Source organism: Duganella violaceipulchra, from assembly GCF_019166075.1.
Classification (GTDB): Bacteria; Pseudomonadota; Gammaproteobacteria; order Burkholderiales; family Burkholderiaceae_D; genus Rugamonas; species Rugamonas violaceipulchra.
In genome coordinates, this window is the sequence record NZ_JAHTGR010000003.1 from 391,293 (window position 1) to 410,686 (window position 19,394).

General features: G+C 61.8%; 17 protein-coding genes. 7 read left to right on the plus strand and 10 right to left on the minus strand.

Going from position 1 to position 19,394, the window contains the following annotated elements:
* Positions 1-215: 215 nt before the first annotated feature.
* Both KVP70_RS07740 and KVP70_RS07745 read right to left on the minus strand, forming a co-directional pair.
* A complete protein-coding gene (locus tag KVP70_RS07740) occupies positions 216-1,727 on the minus strand; it encodes an anti-phage dCTP deaminase (RefSeq protein ID WP_217941713.1) in 1,512 nt (503 codons plus the stop codon).
* 254 nt (positions 1,728-1,981) lie between these two features.
* Positions 1,982-2,959 (minus strand): aldo/keto reductase, encoded by a 978-nt coding sequence (locus KVP70_RS07745; protein ID WP_217941552.1) that lies wholly within the window; start codon positions 2,957-2,959, stop codon positions 1,982-1,984.
* An 84-nt stretch (positions 2,960-3,043) separates the two neighbouring features.
* Here KVP70_RS07745 and KVP70_RS07750 point away from each other — a divergent pair, with 84 nt between their 5' ends.
* On the plus strand, positions 3,044-3,970 hold the full coding sequence (locus tag KVP70_RS07750; RefSeq protein WP_229224671.1) for a LysR family transcriptional regulator: 927 nt from the start codon (positions 3,044-3,046) through the stop codon (positions 3,968-3,970).
* Between the two features lie 67 nt (positions 3,971-4,037).
* On the opposite strand, the gene KVP70_RS07755 is transcribed toward KVP70_RS07750, so the two are convergent.
* The 4 genes from KVP70_RS07755 to KVP70_RS07770 all read right to left on the minus strand — a co-directional run bounded on the left by KVP70_RS07755 (position 4,038) and on the right by KVP70_RS07770 (position 8,517).
* Positions 4,038-5,384 carry a type II toxin-antitoxin system HipA family toxin gene (locus KVP70_RS07755; protein ID WP_217941553.1) on the minus strand — a complete coding sequence of 449 codons (1,347 nt, stop codon included), beginning with the start codon at positions 5,382-5,384 and terminating at the stop codon, positions 4,038-4,040.
* A 2-nt stretch (positions 5,385-5,386) separates the two neighbouring features.
* Positions 5,387-5,650 (minus strand): XRE family transcriptional regulator, encoded by a 264-nt coding sequence (locus tag KVP70_RS07760; protein ID WP_217941554.1) that lies wholly within the window; start codon positions 5,648-5,650, stop codon positions 5,387-5,389.
* 123 nt (positions 5,651-5,773) lie between these two features.
* Complete coding sequence (dacB, locus tag KVP70_RS07765) at positions 5,774-7,267, minus strand: D-alanyl-D-alanine carboxypeptidase/D-alanyl-D-alanine endopeptidase (protein WP_217941555.1); 1,494 nt, start codon at positions 7,265-7,267, stop codon at positions 5,774-5,776.
* Positions 7,268-7,278: 11 nt separating this feature from the next.
* Positions 7,279-8,517: a nucleoside recognition domain-containing protein gene (locus KVP70_RS07770; RefSeq protein ID WP_217941556.1), complete on the minus strand. Its 1,239-nt coding sequence runs from the start codon at positions 8,515-8,517 to the stop codon at positions 7,279-7,281.
* A 108-nt stretch (positions 8,518-8,625) separates the two neighbouring features.
* Here KVP70_RS07770 and KVP70_RS07775 point away from each other — a divergent pair, with 108 nt between their 5' ends.
* The 6 genes from KVP70_RS07775 (at position 8,626) to arsH (ending at position 14,449) form a co-directional block, all read left to right on the plus strand.
* Complete coding sequence (locus tag KVP70_RS07775) at positions 8,626-10,350, plus strand: ABC transporter substrate-binding protein (protein WP_229224672.1); 1,725 nt, start codon at positions 8,626-8,628, stop codon at positions 10,348-10,350.
* Between the two features lie 20 nt (positions 10,351-10,370).
* Positions 10,371-11,288: a YihY/virulence factor BrkB family protein gene (locus KVP70_RS07780; RefSeq protein ID WP_217941558.1), complete on the plus strand. Its 918-nt coding sequence runs from the start codon at positions 10,371-10,373 to the stop codon at positions 11,286-11,288.
* Positions 11,289-11,660: 372 nt separating this feature from the next.
* Positions 11,661-11,975, plus strand: coding sequence for an ArsR/SmtB family transcription factor (locus KVP70_RS07785; RefSeq protein ID WP_217941559.1), 315 nt, complete (start codon positions 11,661-11,663; stop codon positions 11,973-11,975).
* On the plus strand, positions 11,972-12,454 hold the full coding sequence (locus tag KVP70_RS07790; RefSeq protein WP_217941560.1) for an arsenate reductase ArsC: 483 nt from the start codon (positions 11,972-11,974) through the stop codon (positions 12,452-12,454). The genes KVP70_RS07785 and KVP70_RS07790 overlap by 4 nt, the downstream gene beginning before the upstream one ends.
* Positions 12,454-13,734 carry an arsenic transporter gene (locus KVP70_RS07795; RefSeq protein ID WP_217941561.1) on the plus strand — a complete coding sequence of 427 codons (1,281 nt, stop codon included), beginning with the start codon at positions 12,454-12,456 and terminating at the stop codon, positions 13,732-13,734. The genes KVP70_RS07790 and KVP70_RS07795 overlap by 1 nt, the downstream gene beginning before the upstream one ends.
* 10 nt (positions 13,735-13,744) lie before the next feature.
* A complete protein-coding gene (arsH, locus tag KVP70_RS07800) occupies positions 13,745-14,449 on the plus strand; it encodes an arsenical resistance protein ArsH (RefSeq protein WP_217941562.1) in 705 nt (234 codons plus the stop codon).
* Positions 14,450-14,546: 97 nt separating this feature from the next.
* Here arsH and KVP70_RS07805 read toward each other — a convergent pair whose 3' ends face one another.
* Genes KVP70_RS07805 through aceK form a run of 4 tightly spaced genes read right to left on the minus strand, consistent with a single transcriptional unit; the run spans position 14,547 to position 19,387 of the window.
* Positions 14,547-15,674, minus strand: coding sequence for an acyl-CoA dehydrogenase family protein (locus KVP70_RS07805; protein ID WP_217941563.1), 1,128 nt, complete (start codon positions 15,672-15,674; stop codon positions 14,547-14,549).
* A gap of 24 nt (positions 15,675-15,698) precedes the next feature.
* Positions 15,699-16,367 carry an SDR family oxidoreductase gene (locus tag KVP70_RS07810; protein WP_217941564.1) on the minus strand — a complete coding sequence of 223 codons (669 nt, stop codon included), beginning with the start codon at positions 16,365-16,367 and terminating at the stop codon, positions 15,699-15,701.
* Positions 16,368-16,371: 4 nt separating this feature from the next.
* On the minus strand, positions 16,372-17,571 hold the full coding sequence (locus KVP70_RS07815; RefSeq protein WP_217941565.1) for an acetyl-CoA C-acyltransferase: 1,200 nt from the start codon (positions 17,569-17,571) through the stop codon (positions 16,372-16,374).
* A complete protein-coding gene (gene aceK / locus KVP70_RS07820) occupies positions 17,564-19,387 on the minus strand; it encodes a bifunctional isocitrate dehydrogenase kinase/phosphatase (RefSeq protein ID WP_217941566.1) in 1,824 nt (607 codons plus the stop codon). The genes KVP70_RS07815 and aceK overlap by 8 nt, the downstream gene beginning before the upstream one ends.
* Positions 19,388-19,394: the final 7 nt, after the last annotated feature.

A 19,394-nucleotide genomic window follows, 5' to 3' on the forward strand; every position in this document is an offset into this window, starting at 1 on the left:
AACCGATATGTCTAATTGACTCAATTATTTGTGCATAAAGCCGTGCCGTATTATTTTGTATTGCAGAAAATCTTGCGTCATGGAAGCGATACACGGTAGCGGATGGAGTAGCAGTCTGCGTTTCCACAATGCACTCCGTCACGGACAGTTCCTTAGTCATGGACGTGTGCAGAACTGTTGCTTTATCAGCACCTGGCCGTATTGCTGGGTCCAGATCAAGACTCAGTTGTTCCTGGGAGCGGTGAAAGTCCGTCATTTTGTGATCCCCTTTCAGGGAGGAGTTTTTTTTCGAGCAGGGATTTTACGACAAGTCCCTCTAGCGCGGGGAGCGCCTCCATACTTTTTTCAAGACGAGGAGACGACTCCTTTAGAGCCATTGTAATCAGTTTTCCATCTTTTTTGCGCGAATTCTGCGGAACGCGGAACAGCCCCAAATACTGGGATGGCGCCACGCCGTCGTACGCTAGTATCCGTACTTTGTCCTTATCAATTTCCTGCTCAGAGATCGCGTCTCCATGCAGCTTGATCGCCAAGCTTTTACGATATGGTTCGATGTAGTAGACCTCGCTGATCCCTGCCGCCACGATGTGACGTGCGCAAGAATGGCAAGGATAGGTGGTGACGAATAATTTACCCCCTTCAATTCTCATCCCGGAGGTTTTCCCAGCATTTAAAATTGCGTGCATTTCTGCATGGATTGCCCGAGAAAATTCAATTAGACCCTTTAGCTTACTTGCTCCTCTGAGAATGGTCTTAGCGCGTTCCAGATGTTCGGGGGCGATCACTTCTGCGAGGGCGTCGACCATCTCCTGTGCCAGCTTGTCTTTCTCCGCATCGTTGAAGCACTTGCCGCCAGAAATATTCCAGCATCGATGATCGTGATCACTTCGGCCATAAAGGCCCCCGCCGGTGGCAGGCACGTCGTTCCATCCGATGCTGAGGATATTGCCGTCGTGATCGGTAACGGATGCGCCGACCTGTCTGGAAAGGCATGCTGAATTTGCGCTCGCCATTGCTGCGGAGTACATGGCGGTTTCTGCAAAGGTTGGAGTGATGACTTTTGTACCCAGCACTAAATGAAGAAACCTTTCTACTCTGGCTTTCAGTTCGGAATCAGTGCCATCACCCGTGCGAAGGAAAAAATCGCAATTGGGAAATGTATCGCTAACTGTCTGTCCCGCCTCTGACTCTTCGCCAGAGTCGCGGTCTACCAAGGTGTAAATCTGCGCAGTGCTGAGGCCAAACTCCTTCAAGTTTGCTTCGCGGGTTTGTAGCGGAGCAAAGACCCCCACGACGTACAACATGTCGCGATAAACCAAGCGGAGAAGTGCCAGTTCCTCTTTGTTTTTGATCGAATCAATTATATGAACCACCCTCCTCGGTGCATATTTAGCACTCTGGTTGGCAGTTTTCTGTTGCTCGCGATCAAGTCGAATTTTATGAATTGCTAGCTCGGCAAGAACACCGTTTCCGTATTTCTCCCTCAGTTTGTTGCCAGCTTCTATGAGAGCATTGATGCGTTGAAATCCATGGGGAGAAGGTATTGTGAGGCTTACCCCTGCCGCATGATTTACGATGAAGTCGCTCAGTTTCAAGTAAGTGCACTCTGTGTAGCCGAACGAATCTAGCAGCATAGATCGTACGGCTTCACCCACGTCGTGCAGAGGGGATCCTATTGGGCCGCACAGCGCGATTACCAGCTCTTCGGTATGAGTTGAGCTAATCATAGCTGTGGTACTAGTTCCCGTACTGAACAAGCTATTAGTCGAACTCGGGGACTTTATAGTTTTCAATGCATTGGCGGCCATAGGCACCTCGTCACTTCTTGACTGTTGGTTTGACTAGAAACTACAGGTATTAATTTTCATAGTACAATCTTTAATTGCAAATTGGTTAAACTTCTTGCTTGATATACGTCAGTGCTATAGCGATCACTGTTCAGTGTTCACGTTCAACTACAGCTGTTGAAGGCAATTAGATTTCAGCGATCCACCATCGCCATGCGCTCCTTGCTGTAGCGCAGGCCGGACACCTGTTTCAGCGCGTTGTTCAGCACCGCCATCTCGGTTTCATCCAGCGTGATCTCCGCCGCAGCCACGTTCTGCTCCAGGAAGGTGCGACGGCGCGTGCCGGGGATGGTGACGATATCGTCGCCCCTGTGCATGGCCCAGGCCAGTGCGATCTGTCCCGGCGTGACCAGGCGGTGATCGGCCAGCTCGCGCACGATGGCGGCCGCCTCCATGTTGCGGTCGAAGTTCTCGCCTTGCAGACGCGGGTCCAGATGGCGGAAATCGCTGGGTGGATACTCTTCCGCGCGCTTGGCGGTGCCGGCCAGGAAGCCCCGTCCCAGCGGGCTGAACGCCACCAGGCCGATGCCCAGTTCGCGCAGCGCCGGCAGCACGTCGGCTTCAAGGTTGCGCTCCCACAGCGAATACTCGCTTTGCAGCACGCTGATCGGATGCACCGCATGGGCGCGGCGGATGTTGGCCACGCCCGCCTCGGACAAGCCCAGGTAGCGCACCTTGCCTTCGCGGACCAGGTCGGCCATCACGCCCACCACATCCTCGATCGGCACCAGCGGATCGATGCGGTGCTGGTACAGCAGGTCGAGGTAGTCGGTGTTCAATCGGCGCAGCGAGCCTTCCACCTTCTCGCGGATATGGGCCGGATCGCTGGTCACGCCGACGGTCTTGCCGTCGCGGATGTCGAAGCCGAACTTGGTGGCGAGGATGACCTCGCTGCGGCGGCCGGTGAAGGCGCGGCCCAGCAGCGCTTCATTGTCGTAGGGGCCGTATTGCTCGGCCGTGTCGAAGAAGTTGACGCCCAGTTCCAGCGCCCGGTGCAGCGTGGCGACCGCCTCGGTCTGGTCGGCCGGCCCGTAGGTGTTGCTCATGCCCATGCAGCCCAAACCCTGCGCCGATACCGTCAGACCCTGGCTGCCTAAAGTGCGTTGTTTCATGATGACTCCCTGCGTGTTGTGGTGCTTTTAGTATCGGTGCTGCACAAAAAATACACAATCCGCTTACAATGCAAAGCATTGTTGATGCAGCTGCAACGGTGGAGCGATGTGATAGAAATGTTGAAGGAAATGGCCATCTTTGCACAGGTGGTCGATAGCGGCGGTTTCTCAGCGGCGGCGCGGCAGCTGGAGTTGACCACGTCGGCGGTCAGTCGCCACGTGTCGCGGCTGGAGGCGCACATGGGCGGACGGCTGCTGCATCGGACCACGCGCTCGCTGTCGCTGACTGAGCTGGGGCAGCAGGTGCACGCCGCCTGCGTGCGCATGGTGAGCACGGCGCGCGAAGTGCATGCGCTGGCCGGCAGCTACAGCGCGCGGCCGAACGGCACTATCCGCGTCAGCGCGCCCATCGTGCTGGGACAGGTGTGGCTGGCGCCCAAGCTGCCGGGCTTTCTGGCGCGCTATCCGGAGGTCAATGTCGAACTGCAGCTGATGGACAGAAAGATCGACCTGATCGAGGAAGGCATGGACCTGGCGATCCGCATCGCGACCGAACTGGCGCCGGGACTGGCGGCGCGAACGCTGGGGCCGGTGAGCTATGTGCTGGTGGCGTCACAGCAGTACCTGGACGCGCATGGCGAGCCGCAGTCGCCCCATGAGCTGCCGGCGCATCAGTGCAGCTACCTGGGCTACGCGCGCTTCGGCGATGCGTGGAGTTTGCGGCGCGGCAGCGAGACGGCCAGCATCCGCGTGCCGTCGCGGCTGACGATCAACAACAGCGCGGCCTTGATGGCGGTGGTGGAGGCGGGCGGCGGCATCGGCCTGGTGCCGGATTTCACGGCCCGCCCGGCGCTGGCGCAACAGCGCGTGCGGCAGGTGCTGCCCGAGTGGATTTTCGACGAGCCGTATGCCGGCACTGTGCACGCGGTCTACATGCCCGGCCCGCACCTGGCGTTGAAGGTGCGGGCGTTTATCGATTACCTGGTGGAGGAAGGATTGCCGGGGGGATGACTAAAGATCGGAGCGCGCACACGAGAGCAGCTGGCTGCCGTCGCCTATGAGGCAGGCAAGTGTTCGATTAGACCGGCGACATCTGTTCCAGGGAGTGCGCTGCGGAGAGAATGCCGCCGAGAACTCGGTCGGCGACCTTTTCCGAGAACCCGGCTGGCAACTCCGCGCGGACCTTGTTCACAATGTTAGGTGTACGGGCAATCAAGTCCTGGATGAGAGGCTCGGCATTGTCGCCGTACCCGACCTTCTTCGCCGTGCTATTGAAGTGGCGTCGCATGATGTTGTGTGCCAAGTAGTGCCTGTTCTTCCCGAGTAGCGCCATAGCCATCTTGATGTCCTGCTCTGCCCACTGGTTCGGCCCATTGCCTATGGCAGGGTAGGCCGACATCACGTCGTAGATAGGCGTCATCTTGAAGCGCTGCTCTCCGGGGAGCAACTGGATGCTGAAGTTCTTGGCGTGACCATCCGGTGCACGCAGCATCCAGAACAGAAGCTGCGTGGCCATGAGTGTGTGCATGTCCGCGACCGCCTGTTGCGACTGTTGCAGCAGGTTGAATATCTGCTGCAGGCCCGGGCCGCCTTGGTTTTCGTATTTCATCAGCGGCGAGGTTCCCGTCGCCTGGCAAAAATCTTCCTGGACCAGCCGGAACAGCTGGTTTCCGTCGTGCGACAGTGCCCGGTCGAAGCGCTCTACGACGAGCACCCGTTGTGAGCCGAATGTCACAATCTCCGCATTCGCTGTTGGCAACCCGTATTCTTTGAACAGCCGCAGGCATAGCCACTCGTTGTCGACTGATGTGGAGAAGTCCGCCTTTCTCCCGCCAACCAGTCCGATGGGGAGCTTGAAGATGTGGGTTGTGGGCGTTGCTCCCCGCGGCTTCAGCCATTTTCCATCCCGCCACAGGAACGCGTCCTTCTCTTGCGCGCCAGCCAGCGAAATTCTGAAATCGTCATCGGGATCCGGCATGGCGCCGTAAAGGCCTGGATTGACCACGTCCAGCAGGTGCCGCTCGATGGCCTCATCATCAACCACTATGCCGTCGACCTGGCCTAGTCCTTCCGGTTCGACACCCTCGGGCAGAAGCTGTAAAGCTCCAACGCAGTCCCGGCCAACGGCCGAGAGAAGATCAAATGCGGCGGTGGAGCCGGTCTTGAACCGGACTGCAACGCGTTTGCGTATGGTGTCGCTGTCCGGCAGTAGTCCATCGAAGTAGTGGGAGACGCGGTCTCCTTTTAGCGGCTCGTTATGAAGATTGAACGGCAGCGATAGCGAGACTGGACGCCCGTATGTGGAGTTGCGCCAGGCTGCGTCATATTGCAGTTCGGAGTCTCCCGAGGCCTTGGCCGTCCAGCGTCCCACGTAGTTCCCATTGGCCCAGAGGTGAAGTGTTTGGTGATGCGCGCGACGGCCCATGATTACCACTCAGCAGAGCTGCTCGGCCCGCCCTCGATGCGCTCCCCAAGCCGCAGTTCCAGCCCGATTACTGAACACCAACTGAGCAGCTGCTTGACGCTGATTTCATCTGGATGCTGTTCCAAGTGTGAAATGCGGTTCTGGCTCAAGCCAAGACGATTCGCCACGGCGGTTTGCGTGAGTTGGCGACGCTTGCGCGTAGACAAGAGCAACTGACCTAGCTGTGGCGGGGTGATGACAAGCTGGGATGCGGGGGCGGTTGACATGGAGAGTATCCGTTATTCAGATAAACTAAGTTTATCTGAATTTCAGATAAAGTCAATATATCTGATATTCGGATATATTGACTTTATCCGTATGACGGATAACTCTTGACGGACTATACAGGTTCACTTGGTGCGCGACACCCAGTCGATCACGCCATCCAGCACGGTGCGGCCGGCGCCGTTGGCGACGTGCTCGTCGTTTAGGATGGCGACCACGATGCAGGGCTGGTTGTTGGCGTCGGTGACGTAGCCGGCGATGGCGATCACGCTTTTCAGGCTGCCGGTCTTGATGCGGGCGCGCAGGGCCGCAGGGCTGTCCTTGAGGCGCTTGCGCATGGTGCCGTCGGTGGCGGCGATCGGCAGGCTGGACAGGAACTCGGGCATCCACAGGCTTTTCAGGCCCGCTTGCAGCACGCCCGCCAGTTGCGCCGGCGTGGCGCGCTCGGTGCGCGACAGGCCGGCGCCGTTGTCGAAGACCAGGCCGTTGGCGTCGATGCGCTGGCTTTGCAGCCAGCCGCGGATCGCGTTTTCGGCGCGCATCGGCGTGCTGGCCTGGCTGCCGTCGGGGGCGATAGGGCGGCTGCCCAGCACGGGGTCGGCTTGCAGACTGCCCAGCATCAGGAAGACTGTACGGGCCAGGGTGTTGTCGGAGAATTTGTTGATATCGCGTAGCATTTCCGGCAGCGGGCGGGAAACGTGTTCGGCCAGCAGGCGGGTGGCTGGCGTTGATGTGTCGGCGGGCGTGGACTCGGACACAGGTGCGGCCTCGCTCGCGTCGGCCTCGCGCACGTCGCCGGCGATGCTGCCACCCAGCTTGCGCCAGGTGGCGCGCAGCAAGCGCTCCAGATAGTCGTGATGGTCCAGCACATCGACGCTGGTCGACTTGATGCAGTTCTTGGGGTAGCTGCCGTGCAGCACCACTTCAATTTTGTCGCCGCTGCGCGAGACGTCCGGCGAACGCCAGCCCTGCTCCCACGACGCGCACGGTGCATCGCTGAGCTTCATGTCCGAGCGGATGCTGACCTTGTCCATCTCCGGCATCATCACCAGCCCCACCTTGTTGCCGGTCGAGCGCATTTCCACTTTCAGCAGATTGGTGTTGGTCAGCAGCGCATCGGGGATGACGTTGTAGTAGGCCCACGGGAATTCGTCGAACGGCGGCTGGCCCACGTCCGGCCGCGCCGGCTGGAACAGTTGACGGTCCAGGATCACGTCGCCCTTGATCTTGCGGATGCCCTGGTTGCGCAGCGCCTGCAGCATGTGCAGCAGCACGTCCTCGTTGAGATCGACATCGCCGCCGCCGCGCAGGATCAGGTCGCCTTGCAGCACGCCGTTGACCACCTCGGCGCTGCTGCGAAACTCGGTGCGGCCACGGAAGGCGGGACCGAACTGTTCCAGCGCCGTCATCGTGGTGAACAGCTTCATGGTGGACGCCGGCTGCATGCTCTGCTGCGCATTGTGCGATACCAGCGTGGTGTCGCCGCGCATCACGACGATGCCGGCGCCTTCCGGTGGAATCTGCGCCGCCTGCAGCAGCGCGCTGATCGGCTCCGGCAGGCCGGCGGCGTGGACGGTGCCGGCGGAAATCAGCGCGGCGAGGATGAGGCGACGGAACATGGCGACCCTGTTCAATGGAAGAAGACGTAGGAGACGAAGATGGCGGCGATAATGCCGGCCAGGTCGGCGATCAGGCCACAGGAAATCGCGTAGCGCGTCTTGCGTATGCCCACCGAGCCGAAATACAGCGCGACGATGTAGAAGGTGGTGTCGGCCGAGCCGTTGAACACGCAGGCCAGGCGGCCGACAAACGAATCCACGCCATAGGTGCGCATGGTGTCGATCATCATGGCCTTGGCGGCGCTGCCGCTGAGCGGCTTCATCAGCGCGGTCGGCAGCGACGGCACGAAATCGGTGTTGATGCCCAGGTGGCCGAACAGCCAGCTGAAGCCGTCCACCACATAGGCGAACACGCCGGCGTTGCGGATCACGCTGATCGCCACCAGCATGCCGACCAGGTAGGGTATCACGGTGATCGAGGTCTGGATGCCGCCCTTGGCGCCTTCGATAAACGCCTCGTAGACGTTGACCTTGCGCCGCAGCGCGCCGATGATGAAGCCGCCGATCACCACCATCAGCACCAGGTTGCTGAATACCTTGGAGAACAGCTCGATCTCGATCTTGGTCAGGAAGTGCGTGAAGTAAAACACCATGCCGGCGATGGCGGCCGTCATGCCGCCCAGCCAGCTCAGCACCACGCCGTTGAACAGGTTGATGCGCTGGCGGATGGCGACCGCGATGATGCCGGTCACGGTCGCCACGTAGGTCGCGATCATGCACGGGATGAAGATGTCGGACGGATCGGCCGCGCCCAGGATCGAGCGCTGCGCCATGATCGCCAGCGGGATCAGGGTCAGGCCGGAGGTGTGCAGCACCAGGAACATGATCTGCGCGTCGGTCGGCTCGTCCGTGCTGGGGTTGAGCGTTTGCAGGCTTTCCATGGCCTTCAGGCCGAACGGCGTGGCGGCGTTGTCCAGGCCCAGCAGGTTGGCCGAGAAGTTCATCACCATGTGGCCGGTGGCCGGATGGTTCTTCGGCACGCCGGGAAAGATGCGCGAGAAGAAGGGTGCGATCAGCCGCGCCAGCAGGTCGATGGCGCCGGCCTTTTCGCCGATGTTCATGATGCCCAGCCACAGCGTCATCACGCCGGCCAGCGGCAGCGCGATGTCCATCACGCCGGCCTTGGCGGAGTCGAAGGTGCCGTCGATGATGCGCTTGAAGATTTCGGTGTCGCCCGTCAGGAGGAACTGCGCCAGCGCGGCCGCGAAGCCGACCAGGAAGAAGCCGGACCAGATGTAATTGAGCGACATATCTAGAAATTTTCCTGAAAGCAGTGGGTGATTTGCAAAGTATAGCGGGTAAGCCTGTCAAAAAAGTTATAAGCTGCCGCTTTACGTATGCGATGTGGAATGGACCTGATGCCCAAAAGTTATGCCGCAGTCCTGCTGGCGCTGGCGTTATCCTCTGGCCTCGCCGTTGCCGAGCCTCCTGCCGCGGCTGCGCCCAGAGTCCTGCACGCTTTCCTCAGCACCGGCGAGACCGGCCTCGATCCAGCCGTGGCATCCGATATCGCCAGCCTCAGCCTGCTGGAAAACCTGTTCGATCCGCTGCTGCGCTACGACTACCTGGCCCGCCCCGTCAAACTGCAAGCGAACACGCTGAGCGCCATGCCGACCGTGGAAGACAAGGGCCTGAGCTACACCTTCCACCTGCGCCAGGACATCTACTTCACGCCCGATCCGGCCTTCAAGGGCGTGCACCGGCAGGTGACCGCGCAGGACTACGTCTACAGCCTGAAGCGCCTGTACGATCCGACGCTGAAATCGCCGTGGCTGTTTCTGCTGGAGGGCAAGATCGCCGGCGACGACGCGCTGAAGACCAGGTTCAGCTACGACAGCAACATCGCCGGCCTGCAGGCGCTGGATAAGTTCACCCTGCGCATCAAGCTCAACGCCGCCGACCCCAACTTCCTGTTCTACCTGGCGACGCCGTCCACCGCCGTGGTCGCGCGCGAGGTGATGGAGGCTTACGGCGCGCAGGCCGGCAACCATCCCGTCGGCACCGGCCCCTTCATGATGGGCCGCTGGAAGCACAGCGACCAGATCACGCTGCTGGCCAACCGCGACTTCCGGCCGACGATGTTCCAGGGCCGGCGCCTGCCGCTGCTGGACCAGATCGACATCAAGATCGTCGAGGAATACCAGTCGCGCGTGCTCGGCTTCCTGAACGGCGAATTCGATTTCCTCGAACAGTTGCCGGAATCGATGAAGGACATGGTGCTGACCGCCGACCCCAAGCCGACCCTGAAACCGGCGCTGGCCAGGCAGGGCATGGTGCTGTCGCCCTTCCCCGTGCTGCAAACGTACTACATGTGGATGAACATGGACGACCCGCTGATCGGCGGCTATAGCAAGGAGAAGCTGGCCTTGCGGCGCGCCATCGCGCTGGGCTACAACAGCGGCGAGGACGTGGCCTTGATGAAGAAGGGCCTGGCGCTGCCGGCCGCCACGCCGCTGCCGCCGAACGTGCTGGGCTACGATCCGGCCTACCGCAGCCCGGTCGCCTACGATCCCGCGCTGGCCAACGCGCTGCTGGACCGCTACGGCTACCACAAGGCCGCCGACGGCTTCCGCACCCAGCCCGACGGCAAGCCGCTGACCTTGGTGATGCACAGCGAATCGTCCACCGTCGGCCGCCTGCGCGACGAGCTGTGGCGCAAGAACCTGAATGCCATCGGCTTGAAAGTGGTTTTCAAGAGCGACAAAAAAACCGAGATCATCAAAGCCTCGCGCCTGGGCTCGGTGATGATGTTCGAGACCAACTGGGTTGCCGACTTCCCCGACGGCGAGAACTTCTACCAGCTGCTCTACGGTCCCAACAGCGGCCGCGCCAACTACGCCCGTTTCAACCTGCCCGCCTACAACCAGCGCTACGAGCAGAGCCGCAGCATGGGCGATTCGCCGCAACGCACCACGCTGTACGACGAGATGGCGCAGCTGATCCACGCCTACACGCCATGGGTGTTGCTGACGCATCCGATTTCCGCCGACCTGCAGCAGCCGTGGCTGAAGCATTACCAGCGTCATCCGGTGGAACTGACCAACTGGCGCTATCTGGACGTAGACGCACATAACTCGCGCTGATCCATGCGTACAATGGTCGCATGAGACTATTTAACCGCAGGGCGCTGCTGCATGTCAGCGCGCATCCGATGGACTTTCTGCTGCAATGCCTGAAGGGCTTCCGCGCCAATCAAGGCTTGCTGCTGGCGGGCGCGGTCGCCTACTACTCCCTGCTGTCGATCGTGCCGCTGGTGATGCTGGTGGTGGTCGCGCTGTCGCATTTCATCCCGCAGGACGAGTTGCTGGCGACATTGGGCCGCTATCTGAACTGGCTGGTGCCGGGACAGGCCAAACCCATCGTGACCGAGGTCGGCCATTTCCTCGAACACCGCGACCTGATGGGCGGCGTACTGGTGGTCAGCATGATTTTCTTCAGCTCGCTGGCGTTCACGGTGCTGGAAAACGCCATGTGCGTCATCTTCAAGCACCGGGTCCAGATACGGCGCCGGCACTTCCTGATCTCGGCGATCATGCCCTACTGCTACATCCTGTCGCTGGGTGTCGGCATGTTGCTGGTGACGCTGGTGGCGGGCAGCTTGCAGGTGCTGGGCGAGGAAAGCGTGCAATTCCTTGGCTACAGCTGGTCGTTGCACGGCATCTCCGGCGTGCTGCTGTACCTGCTGGGCCTGGGCGGCGAGGTGCTGGTGCTGACGTCGATCTACCTGGTGATGCCGGTGGGCCGCCTGTCGCTGTCGCACGCGCTGATCGGCGGCGTGACGGCGGCGCTGTTGTGGGAACTGGCGCGCCACATCCTGGTTTGGTATTTTTCAACCTTGTCGCAGGTGAACGTGGTGTATGGTTCGATGACCACCGCCATCATCGTCATGTTCAGCCTGGAGATCGGCGCCACCTTGCTGCTGTTCGGCGCCCAGGTCATCTCCGAATTCGAGCGGGTCGGCCGCCACCGCACGCTGCGCGAGCCGACGCCGATGACCACCCAAGCTACAGAAGTGAAATAATTTGTGCGTCGCACAAATAACTGTGTTACACTACGTTCGTGGTTGAGGTTGTGCGGGAGGAATCCCGGAGAACAGTCCCACGTCCAAGAGGAGCGCCGCAGTTCGATATGTGTAAGACCGAACCGCAGTTGACGCGAACCCTGGAGTTGTAATTCCGAATACGATGGTCGATTTACACGTTGGGGGCACCACGCAGATAGCATGGGCGCCCGAGACTCTGGAGTCACTTTGCAGATAGCACTGGACACCGGCATACGATTAAAGCATTGGTAATACATTGGAACAAAGCCCGCCGAGATGCGGGCTTTTTTTTATTGCCCAGTCATTTCAATATTACTTGGAATATCGAATTGATTGGGATAGCATGGCCCCATGGATACTAAACAAGCTCTGGCGGCCCTGTCGTCGCTGGCCCAGGACAGCCGGTTGGCCGTGTTCCGTCTGCTGGTGCAGGTGGGGCCGGAAGGCATGGCGGCCAGCAAAATCGCCGAACGGCTAGCTATTTCGCCGTCGTCGCTGTCCTTTCACTTGAAGGAGCTGAGCCATGCCGGCATGGTCGGCTCGCGCCAGGATGGCCGCTTCGTTATCTATACGGCCGATGTGGGCGCGATGAACGGCCTGATCGGATTCCTGACTGAAAACTGCTGCGGCGGCCTGCCCTGCGGCGTCTCTGAATGCTCCCCATGAATGTTCTGTTTCTCTGTACCGGTAATTCCTGCCGCTCGGTGTTGAGCGAAGGTGTCTTCAATCATCTGGCGCCCGAGGGCTGGCGTGCGATCAGCGCCGGCAGTCAGCCTGCTGGTGCCTTGCATCCGCGCGCGGTGGCGCTGCTCACCCGCAAGGGGATTTCCACCGAGGGCTACTACAGCAAATCGTGGAACGACTTGCCGGTCCCGCCGGATATCGTCATCACTGTCTGCGGCAGCGCGGCCGGCGAGACTTGCCCTGCCTATCTGGGTCAGGTGCTGCGCGCGCATTGGGGCGTGGATGATCCCAGCCATGTGGTCGGCACTGAAGAAGAAATCGAGACCGCGTTTGAACTGGCCTACCGTATCATCCGCGCGCGCATCGAGGCCTTCCTGGCGTTGCCGCTGGCGCAGCTGGCGACCGACAAGGCGGCATTCAAGCTGGAGCTGGAGCGCATCGGCGGCCTGAGCGTGGCCTGATGCTGATCGCCTTCCTGATTTTCCTGGCGACGCTGACCTTCGTCATCTGGCAGCCGCGCGGCCTGGGCATAGGCTGGAGCGCGGTGGCCGGCGCCTGCGTGGCGCTGCTGGCCGGCGTGATCCACGTCGCCGATATTCCCGTGGTGTGGCACATCGTGTGGAACGCCACCGGCACCTTCGTGGCGATCATCATCATCAGCCTGTTGCTGGACAAGGCCGGCTTCTTCGAGTGGGCCGCGCTGCACGTGGCGCGCTGGGGGCGCGGCAGCGGCAAGCTGCTGTTCGCGATGTTCGTGCTGCTGGGGGCGGCGGTGTCGGCGCTGTTCGCCAATGACGGCGCGGCGCTGATCCTCACGCCCATCGTCATCGCCATGCTGCGCGAGCTGAAATTTTCGGGCAAAGCCACGCTGGCGTTTGTGATGGCGGCCGGCTTCGTCGCCGACACGGCCAGCTTGCCGCTGGTGGTGTCCAACCTGGTCAACATCGTCTCGGCCGACTATTTCAACGTCAGCTTCGCGCGTTATGCGGCGGTGATGGTGCCGGTGAACCTGGTCGCCGTGGCGGCCACCTTGGCGGTGCTGCTGTGGTTCTTCCGCCGCGATATCCCGGCCGACTACGACCTGGCGCAGGTCAAGCGGCCGGAAGACGCGATCCACGACCGCGCGACGTTCGTGACCGGCTGGTGGGTGCTGGGTTTGTTGTTGATCGGCTTTTTCTGGCTGGAAGACTTGGGTGTGCCGATCAGCGCCACCTCGGCCGTCGGCGCGGCCATGCTGCTGCTGGTGGCGGCGCGCGGCCATCGCATCTCGACGCGCGAGGTGATCGGCAATGCGCCGTGGCAGATCGTGGTGTTCTCGCTGGGCATGTACCTGGTGGTGTACGGCCTGCGTAACGCCGGTCTGACCGACTACCTGACGGCGGCGCTCAACGCCTGCGCGCAGCATGGTGTGTGGGGGGCGGCGCTGGGCACCGGCTTCATCACGGCGATCCTGTCGTCGATCATGAACAACCTGCCGACGGTGCTGATCGGCGCGTTGTCGATCGATGCATCCAGCGCGCAGGGCGTGGTGCGCGAGGCCATGGTCTACGCCAACGTCATCGGCAGCGACCTGGGACCGAAGATCACGCCGATCGGCAGCCTGGCCACGCTGCTGTGGCTGCACGTGCTGGAAAACAAGGGCATCAAGATTTCTTGGGGCTACTACTTCCGCGTCGGCATCTGTCTGACCTTGCCGGTGCTGCTGGTCACGCTGGCGGCGCTGGCTGTGCGTTTGAACTGAGAGGGGAAACATGGATCTGCCCAACATCAATCCGGCGCTGCTGGAGCCGCCGACCCTGGACCAGCTGGCGCCGGTTGGCGACTTCGATCATCCGCCGCGCATCCTGATGCTGTATGGCTCGCTGCGCGAGCGCTCGTTCAGCCGCTTCCTGACCGAAGAAGCGGCGCGCATCCTTGAACACTTTGGCGCCGAGGTGAAAATCTTCGACCCGACCGAGTTGCCGATGGCGGGCAGCGTGCCGGAAGATCATCCCAAGGTGCGTGAGTTGCGCGCCTTGTCGCTGTGGTCCGAAGGTCAGGTGTGGTGCAGCCCGGAGCGGCACGGCGCCATCACGGCGGTGATGAAAAACCAGATCGACTGGATACCGCTGGAGCAAGGCGCGCTGCGTCCGAGCCAGGGACGCACGCTGGCCGTGATGCAGGTATGCGGCGGATCGCAGTCGTTCAACGTAGTCAACACGCTGCGCTTGCTGGGGCGCTGGATGCGCATGTTCACGATCCCCAACCAGTCGTCGGTGCCGATGGCCTACAAGGAATTCGACGACGCCGGCCGCATGCGTCCTTCCGCTTACTATGAGCGGGTGGTGGATGTGATGGAGGAGCTGTACAAGATGACCTTGCTCTTGCGCGGCCGCACCGATTACCTGACTGATCGTTATAGCGAGCGCAACGAGCGTTCGATGAAGGCGATCAACCGACAACTGGAAAAGATTTAACATGGGGGTCAAGTCTGACATTCGGACACGAGCTCTGCCGTAAGCGCCTGCTTACGGCAGAGCTCGTGTCCGAATGTCAGACTTGACCCCGGGTTTTTTACAGCGCGCGGGCGATCAGCAGTTTCTGGATGTCGCTGGTGCCTTCGTAGATCTGGCAGACGCGCACGTCGCGGTAGATGCGCTCGACCGGGAAGTCGGACACGTAGCCATAACCACCGTGCACCTGGATGGCGTCGGAGCAGACCTTCTCCGCCATCTCGGACGCGAACAGCTTGGCCATTGCCGCTTCCTTCAGACACGGCAAGCCCGCATCCTTCATCGAGGCCGCATGGCGGATCAGCTGGCGCGCCGCTTCGATCTGCGTCGCCATGTCCGACAGGCGGAATTGCACCGCCTGGTGCTCGAAGATCGGCTTGCCGAAGCTCTCACGATCCCTTGCATACGCCAGCGCCGCTTCATACGCGGCGCGCGCCATGCCCACCGCCTGCGAGGCGATGCCGATGCGCCCGCCCTCCAGCCCGGACAAGGCGATCTTGTAGCCCTGGCCTTCCTCGCCGATCAGGTTCTCCGCCGGGATGCGGCAGTTCTCGAACAGGATCTGCGCCGTGTCCGACGAGTGCTGGCCCATCTTCTGCTCCAGCCCCGCCACGATGTAGCCCGGCGCCGAGGTCGGCACCCAGAACGCGCTGATGCCCTTCTTGCCGGCCGCCTTGTCGGTGACCGCCATGACGATCGCCACGTCCGCATACTTGCCGCTGGTGATGAACTGCTTGACGCCGTTGATCACGTACTCGTCGCCTTCGCGCGTGGCGGTGGTGCGCAGGGCGGCGGCGTCGCTGCCGGTGTGCGGCTCGGTCAGGCAGAAGGCGCCCAGCATCTCGCCCTGCGCCAGCGGACGCAGCCACTGTTCTTTTTGCTTGTCGTTGGCGTACATCATCGCGATGCTGCACACCGGACAGTTGTTGACCGAGATGATGGTGGAGGTGCCGCCATCGCCGGCCGCGATCTCTTCCAATACCAGCGCGAGCGACACGTAGTCCATGCCGGCGCCGCCCAGCGCCTCCGGCACCGCGACGCCAAACGCGCCCAGCGCGGCCAGCTCCTTCAGCTCCTCTTTCGGGAAGTGGTGCTCCTTGTCCCAGCGGGCGGCGTTGGGCGCCAGGCGCTCCCGCGCAAAGGTGCGCAGGGCGTCGCGTATCATTTCGTGTTCTTCGCTCAGTATCATATTGTCTCGTTTATCGTTGTTGAATCACCAGCCGATGCTTGTGCCATCGTAGTTGCGATACACCGCCTGCTCGGACGCGGGTAGCGCCGCCAGCGTTGCGCGTATACCTGCCGCGCTTTGTTCCACCGGGAGATCGGCGTCGCCGCCTCCCATGTCCGTGCGCACCCAGCCCGGATGCAGGGCGACGCAGGTGGCGCCCTGCTTGCCGAAGCTGAGCGCCGTGTCGATCAGCACCGAATTGAGCGCCGCCTTGCTGGCCCGGTACAGCGAGCCGGTGGGATTGGCGCGCTCGCTGAGCGAACCCATCTTCGACGACAGCACCGCCAGCTTGCCGCGCGTCGCGCACACCATCGGCGCGATGATCGGCAGCAGCCGCATCGCCGCCAGCACGTTGGTGTGCATTACCGTGTCGAAGTCGGTTTGCAGCGGGAAGCCGTCGTGGCGCGGGCCGTACACGCCGGCGTTGAGGATGGCCACATTGAGCTCCTCGCCGTCCAGCTTCCAGCCCAGCCCCGCAACGGCTTCGACGTTGGTCACGTCCAGCCCGTGGGCCTCGGCGCCCAGCGCGGCCAGCGCATCGATGTGTTCCGCCTTGCGCGCGGTGGCGATCACGCGCCAGCCGTCGGCCAGGTACTGGCGCACCAGTTCCAGGCCGATGCCGCGCGAGGCGCCGATGATCAGTGCCGTCGCCATCCGCTTAGGCCAGTTCGATGGCCATGGCGGTCGCTTCACCGCCGCCGATGCACAGCGCCGCCACGCCCTTCTTGCCGCCGGTGCGCTTGAGCGCGCCGATCAGGGTGACGATGATGCGCGCGCCGGATGCGCCGATCGGGTGGCCCAGCGCGCAGGCGCCGCCGTGGATGTTGACCTTGTCGTGCGGGATGTCGAGGTCGCGCATGGCGGCCATCGGCACGGCGGCAAACGCTTCGTTGATCTCGAACAGGTCGACGTCCTTGGTGCCCCAGCCGATTTTCTTGTACAGCTTTTCGACCGCGCCGATCGGTGCGGTGGTGAACAGGTTCGGTTCCTGCGCGAAGGTGGCGTGGCCGTGGATCTTGGCGATCACGGTCAGGCCCAGTTTCTTGGCGGTCGATTCGCGCATCATCACCAGCGCGGCGGCGCCGTCGTTGATCGACGACGACGAGGCGGCGGTGATGGTGCCATCTTTCTTGAACGCGGCGCGCAGGGTCGGGATCTTGTCGATCTTGGCCTTGAGCGGGCCTTCATCCTTGTCGATGACGGTGTCGCCGGCGCGGCTGGTCACGGTGACCGGCGCGATTTCCCATTTGAACCAGCCTTCATTGGTGGCGACCTGCGCGCGCTTGACCGATTCGATGGCGAAGTTGTCCTGCGCTTCGCGGGTGAACTCGTACTTGGCCGAGCACTCTTCGGCGAAGGTGCCCATCGAGCGGCCTTCGCCGGTTTTCTCGTTGCGCGAGTAGGCGTCTTCCAGGCCGTCGTACATCATGTGGTCGAACAGCATGCCGTGGCCGATGCGGTAGCCGCCGCGCGCCTTCGGCACCAGGTAGGGCGCGTTGGTCATCGACTCCATGCCGCCGGCGATCACCACTTCGGCGCTGCCCGCGACCAGCTGGTCGTGCGCGAAGATCGCCGCCTGCATGGCCGAGCCGCACATCTTGGACAGCGTGACCGCGCCGGTCGAGGTCGGCAGGCCGGCCTTCAGCAGCGCCTGGCGCGCCGGCGCTTGGCCCTGGCCCGCCATCAGGCAATTGCCGAAGTAGACGTGTTCGACCAGCTTGCCGTCGATGCCGGAGCGTTCGACGGCGGCCTGGATCGCGACGGCGCCCAGGTCGTGCGCGACCTTGCTGGAGAAGTCGCCCTGGAAGGCGCCCATGGGAGTGCGGGCTGCACCGACGATTACGATAGGATCATTCATTTTCTAGAGTCTCCATAAATGGCGGCTGGATTGCCGCCGGTGGGGTGGTGTGTTGATTGCAAAACCGGATGTGTTGCGGATACGGGAAGACGTCTTCCACATGGCCTTCAAGGATGCGCTGCTTGCGCGCCTGCCACCAGGCTTGCGTCAGCAGGTCGCTGTGGTGCTTCATGAAATATTTTCGGATCTTGGCGTTCCCCAGCAGGAAGCGGCCGAACTGCTCGGGGAAGACGTCGTACTTGCCGATCGGGTACCACGGCTCGGAGGCCATTTCCTCCTCCTCCGTGCGGGCCTGCGGGATCACGCGGAAATTGCAGTCGGTGATGTATTCGATTTCGTCGTAATCGTAAAACACCACGCGCTGGTGGCGCGTGACGCCGAAGTTCTTGTACAGCATGTCGCCGGGGAAGATGTTGGCGGCCACCAGTTCCTTGATGGCGTTGCCGTACTCCAGCACGCCGTGTTCGATCTGCAGCTCGTCGTTGTCGTTGTCGGCGTTGGTCAGCCACATGTTCAGCGGCACCATGCGGCGCTCGATGTACAGGTGCTTGATGACGAGCTGGTCGCCATCCTCTTCCAGCAGCGACGGCACGAAATGCTTGAGCTCGGCGATCAGCTCTTCGCTGAAGCGGTGGCGCGGGAAGGCGACGTTGGAGTATTCCAGCGTGTCGGCCATGCGGCCGACGCGGTCGTGGTGTTTGACCAGCAGGTATTTTTCCTTGATCAGCGCGCGCGTGGTTTCCTTGGGCGCCGGGAAGAAATCCTTGATGACCTTGAACACATACGGGAACGACGGCAGCGCGAACACCAGCATCACCAGGCCGCGGATGCCGGGCGCGATGTCGAACAGGTCGGACGAATGCTTGAGGTGCTGCAGGTAGTCGCGATAGAACAGCGTCTTGCCCTGCTTTTGCAGGCCGAGGATGGTGTAGATCTCGCTGCGCGGCTTGCGCGGCAGCAGCGTGCGCAGGAACTGCACATAGGCCGACGGCACCTCCATGTCGACCAGGAAGTAGGCGCGCGTGAACGAGAACAGCACCGTGATCTGCTCGTGGTCGAACAGCACGGTGTCGAGTATCAGCTCGCCGTGCTTGTTGTGCAGGATGGGCACGACGAAGGGATATTCCTTGTTGCCGTTGATGCCCTTGCCGACGATGTAGGCGCCCTTGTTGCGGAAGAACAGGCTCGACAGCACGTGGATCTGGTGGTTGGGCTCCAGCTTGATGCCGCCGAACAGCGTGCGCAGCCGGCCTTCGATCTGCGCCACGTCGCGCGTCAGGTTGGCGAACCTGGTGGCCAGCTGGAAGTTGGTGATGATGCGCTTGAGCGTGTAGTGCAGGCCGTCGGTGCCGGGGTAGTAGACGCGGTAGGTCGGCGCGATTTCCTCGGTTTCGATGTACTCGGTGGAGACCACCGGGCGCACGAAGATGAACTCATTGTGGAAGTAGCGGCGGTGCAGGATGTTGCAGCAGACCGAGTTGAAGAAGGTCTCGGCCAGCTCGGGCTGCTTGTGGTCGGACAGCATGCCGATGAAGTGCAGCTTGAGTTCGCGCCACACTTCGTCGGTCAGCTCGGCCGGGTCGTACTCGTCTTCCAGCATCTGCACGCATTCCTGCACGCGGCGGTCGTAGAAGTCGATGCGTTCGCGCGCGGCCTGCTGCGCGGTGCGCCAGGCGCCCTGCTCGAAATGCTGCTTGGCCTGCTGGCTGGTGAGCCGGAACAAGCGGTAGTGCTTGTCGAAACCGTCGCGGATGGTGCGGGCGATGTCGAACGCGATCTGCGAGCGCAGCAGTTTGGGGAAAGCAGCCTGGATCATGGGTCAG

Excerpts from the sequence above, each read along its gene's own strand:
- KVP70_RS07740 (WP_217941713.1), bottom strand. The coding sequence starts at position 1,727 with ATGATTAGCTCAACTCATACCGAAGAGCTGGTAATCGCGCTGTGCGGC.
- KVP70_RS07745 (WP_217941552.1), bottom strand. The coding sequence starts at position 2,959 with ATGAAACAACGCACTTTAGGCAGCCAGGGTCTGACGGTATCGGCGCAG.
- KVP70_RS07750 (WP_229224671.1), top strand. The coding sequence starts at position 3,044 with ATGCAGCTGCAACGGTGGAGCGATGTGATAGAAATGTTGAAGGAAATG.
- KVP70_RS07755 (WP_217941553.1), bottom strand. The coding sequence starts at position 5,384 with ATGGGCCGTCGCGCGCATCACCAAACACTTCACCTCTGGGCCAATGGG.
- KVP70_RS07760 (WP_217941554.1), bottom strand. The coding sequence starts at position 5,650 with ATGTCAACCGCCCCCGCATCCCAGCTTGTCATCACCCCGCCACAGCTA.
- dacB (WP_217941555.1), bottom strand. The coding sequence starts at position 7,267 with ATGTTCCGTCGCCTCATCCTCGCCGCGCTGATTTCCGCCGGCACCGTC.
- KVP70_RS07770 (WP_217941556.1), bottom strand. The coding sequence starts at position 8,517 with ATGTCGCTCAATTACATCTGGTCCGGCTTCTTCCTGGTCGGCTTCGCG.
- KVP70_RS07775 (WP_229224672.1), top strand. The coding sequence starts at position 8,626 with ATGCCCAAAAGTTATGCCGCAGTCCTGCTGGCGCTGGCGTTATCCTCT.
- KVP70_RS07780 (WP_217941558.1), top strand. The coding sequence starts at position 10,371 with ATGAGACTATTTAACCGCAGGGCGCTGCTGCATGTCAGCGCGCATCCG.
- KVP70_RS07785 (WP_217941559.1), top strand. The coding sequence starts at position 11,661 with ATGGATACTAAACAAGCTCTGGCGGCCCTGTCGTCGCTGGCCCAGGAC.
- KVP70_RS07790 (WP_217941560.1), top strand. The coding sequence starts at position 11,972 with ATGAATGTTCTGTTTCTCTGTACCGGTAATTCCTGCCGCTCGGTGTTG.
- KVP70_RS07795 (WP_217941561.1), top strand. The coding sequence starts at position 12,454 with ATGCTGATCGCCTTCCTGATTTTCCTGGCGACGCTGACCTTCGTCATC.
- arsH (WP_217941562.1), top strand. The coding sequence starts at position 13,745 with ATGGATCTGCCCAACATCAATCCGGCGCTGCTGGAGCCGCCGACCCTG.
- KVP70_RS07805 (WP_217941563.1), bottom strand. The coding sequence starts at position 15,674 with ATGATACTGAGCGAAGAACACGAAATGATACGCGACGCCCTGCGCACC.
- KVP70_RS07810 (WP_217941564.1), bottom strand. The coding sequence starts at position 16,367 with ATGGCGACGGCACTGATCATCGGCGCCTCGCGCGGCATCGGCCTGGAA.
- KVP70_RS07815 (WP_217941565.1), bottom strand. The coding sequence starts at position 17,571 with ATGAATGATCCTATCGTAATCGTCGGTGCAGCCCGCACTCCCATGGGC.
- aceK (WP_217941566.1), bottom strand. The coding sequence starts at position 19,387 with ATGATCCAGGCTGCTTTCCCCAAACTGCTGCGCTCGCAGATCGCGTTC.